Raw genomic sequence first — 2,957 nt, 5'->3', positions numbered from 1 at the left:
CGTCGACGGCGCGCCCGCGCCGATCTTCCGGCTCGACGAGCTGGTGGACGTCTACGCCGAGCTGCTGTCCCGGCTGGCCGACGCCGGCGCGACCTGGGTGCAGATCGACGAGCCGGTGCTGGTGACCGACATCTCCGGGGACGCACCGGCGCTCGCCGAGCAGGTCTATTCCCGGCTAGGTGGGGTGGCCAACCGGCCCGCCATCCACGTCGCCACCTACTTCGGCGACCCGGGTGCCGCTTTGCCCGCGCTGGCGCGCACCCCGGTCGAGGCGATCGGTGTCGACCTGGTCTACGGGTCCAGCACCATCGCGATACCGGAGCTGGCCAGCAAGACCGTGGTAGCCGGCATCGTCGACGGCCGTAACATCTGGCGCACCGACCTGGATGCCGCGCTGTCCAAACTGGAGGCGCTGCGCGACAAGGTGGCCACCCTGGCCGTTTCAACCTCGTGCTCGACCCTGCATGTGCCGTATTCGCTGGCTCTGGAGACGGACCCGGGGCTGGACGACAATCTGCGCAGCTGGCTGGCGTTCGGCGCCGAGAAGGTAGCCGAGGTCGCCGCATTAGCCCGGGCCCTGCACGACGGTCGCGACGCGGTGGCCGACCAGATCGCGGCGTCCGACGCCGCGGTCGCGTCCCGCAAGTCCGACCCGCGGCTCAACAACGCTGACGTCCGCGGCCGGATCGCCACCATCACCGCCGCGGGTACCCGCCGCGGCCCGGCCGAGGCTCGCCGCAGCGCCCAGGATGCGCGGCTGCACCTGCCAGCGCTGCCCACGACCACCATCGGTTCGTTCCCGCAGACCACCGAGATCCGCAAGGCCCGCGCGGCGCTGACGGCCGGCGAGATCGACCACGCCGAATACACCCGACGGATGCAGGCCGAGATCGCCGACGTGATCAAGCTGCAGGAGCAGCTCGGGCTGGACGTGCTGGTGCACGGTGAGCCGGAACGCAACGACATGGTGCAGTACTTCGCCGAGCAGCTGGACGGCTTCTTCGCCACCGCCAACGGCTGGGTGCAGTCCTACGGCAGCCGGTGCGTGCGCCCGCCGGTCCTTTTCGGCGACGTCACCCGCCCGCACCCGATGACGGTGGACTGGGCCACCTACGCCCAGTCGCTGACCGACAAGCCGGTCAAGGGCATGCTGACCGGCCCGGTGACGATCCTGGCCTGGTCGTTCGTCCGTGACGACCAGCCACTGGCCGACACCGCCAACCAGGTGGCGCTGGCCATCCGCGACGAAACGGTGGACCTGGAGAAGGCCGGGATCGCGGTGATCCAGGTCGACGAGCCGGCGCTGCGTGAGCTGTTGCCGCTGCGCAAGGCCGACCAGGACGCCTACCTGCGCTGGGCGGTCGGCGCGTTCCGGCTGGCCACCTCCGGGGTTGCCGACTCCACCCAGATCCACACCCACCTGTGCTACTCGGAGTTCGGCGAGGTGATCGGGGCGATCGCCGACCTGGACGCCGACGTCACCTCGATCGAGGCGGCCCGCTCGCACATGGAGGTGCTCGACGACCTTAACGCGATCGGATTCGCCAACAGCGTCGGGCCGGGTGTCTACGACATCCACTCGCCGCGCATCCCCAGCACCGCCGAGATGACCACGTCGCTGCGGGAAGCGCTGCAGGCCGTTCCGGCGCAGCGGTTATGGGTGAACCCGGACTGCGGCCTGAAAACCCGCACCACCGACCAGGTGACGGCGTCGCTGCAGCACCTGGTGGCCGCCGCCAAGGAGGTCCGGGCCGCAGCCGTCTAAAGCCGTCTAAGGCCGTCAAAAGCCGTCTGGCCACTCGCCGAGAGTGAAACTGCTGCGAAAAAATCGCCGAGATTTCACAATGGCTTCACGCTCGGCGCTTAGGACTCGACACACACCGGCAGATCGTCATCCCACGGCTGGCGGATCACCATGTCGGCCACCCGGACGTAACCGCGCTCGAACTCGCCGCTCGCGGCGTCAACCAGCCGGTAGGCCTGGGTTTGGCGGTGGATCGGCTGCGCGTCGAGCACCACCACCCGCACCTCCCCGGGTTCGAAGCGGCAGCGCTGCTGCAGGGCGGCGATCAGCTGTTCGCTTGACATGTGGCCGTCGCCGAAGTTCCAGCCGAGCGCGGTGGAACAGATCCGCTCACCGTCAGTGAGTGTGTAGTCGTCCTCGTTCTGACCCGCCATCGCCCGATGCGCCAGCGTGAACAGCGCCCGGCCGTGAGTGTTGAACCCGCGGAACGCATACCCCATGTAGATCGGGATCTGCGCGGCCTGTTTGCTGCCGTAGAAGCGCTCCAACTGCGCCTCTGGCATGCTGGCGATCGCCACGATGCCGCGACTGATCTTCTCCGCCGCGGACGGTGTGACGCACCAGAGCGTCGTGTCCCAATTGCCGGCGTAGTAGCGCATGCCCGCCAGAAACGAGACCTTGCGCGGGAAGAGGTTGCCGAGCACGACAGTGCCCGCACTGCCGGCGAACAGGATCGCCACCGGCACCGGCCGGCTCACGTCGCTGAGCCCGACGTCGGCGTGTGCGACGAATAACGACAGCACACCGAAAATCATGAACACGTTCCACTCCAGCGGGACCCCCATCGGGATCGCCAGCAGGATGCCCAGATGAAAGCAGACCATGACGAACGCGGCGATCGCGGTCGGCCGGCCGCCGTGGCAGCAGAACAGCACCAGCGGAGTGAACATCTCGACGAGCGTGGAAAAATGAGCCAGTGCCGTCGATGGCCAGCCGGGCCGCAGGTCGTCGGGGAAGCGCTTGAAGAAGCGGCGTTTGATCGAGCGGGGCCGCACCAGCGGGTTGTTGGACATCATCGTCGAGATGACGAACGGGAAGTGCCGGTTGAGTTTCGAGGTGGCCGCACCCATCCAGATGATGACGAAGACGAGCTTGGCGGCGACGATCATGTCCACCGTGCTCCAAGCCGTGAACAGGAACGTCACCGCCAGTG

General features: G+C 68.0%; 2 protein-coding genes. One reads left to right on the top strand and one right to left on the bottom strand.

All coding sequences use genetic code 11. The features are described 5' to 3' along the window. Positions 1-1,765 (top strand): 5-methyltetrahydropteroyltriglutamate--homocysteine S-methyltransferase (metE, locus tag AC2VOP_RS03045; protein ID WP_486959602.1); only part of this gene is annotated, 1,765 nt, incomplete at its 5' end. Positions 1,766-1,863: 98 nt separating this feature from the next. Here metE and AC2VOP_RS03040 read toward each other — a convergent pair. Next, positions 1,864-2,957 (bottom strand): DUF3556 domain-containing protein (locus tag AC2VOP_RS03040; RefSeq protein WP_486959601.1); only part of this gene is annotated, 1,094 nt, incomplete at its 5' end.

The organism is Mycobacterium sp. TH-M106, assembly GCF_057473765.1.
The sequence above is the reverse complement of the archived record's forward strand: the minus strand, read 5'-3'. Positions and strand labels throughout refer to the sequence as shown.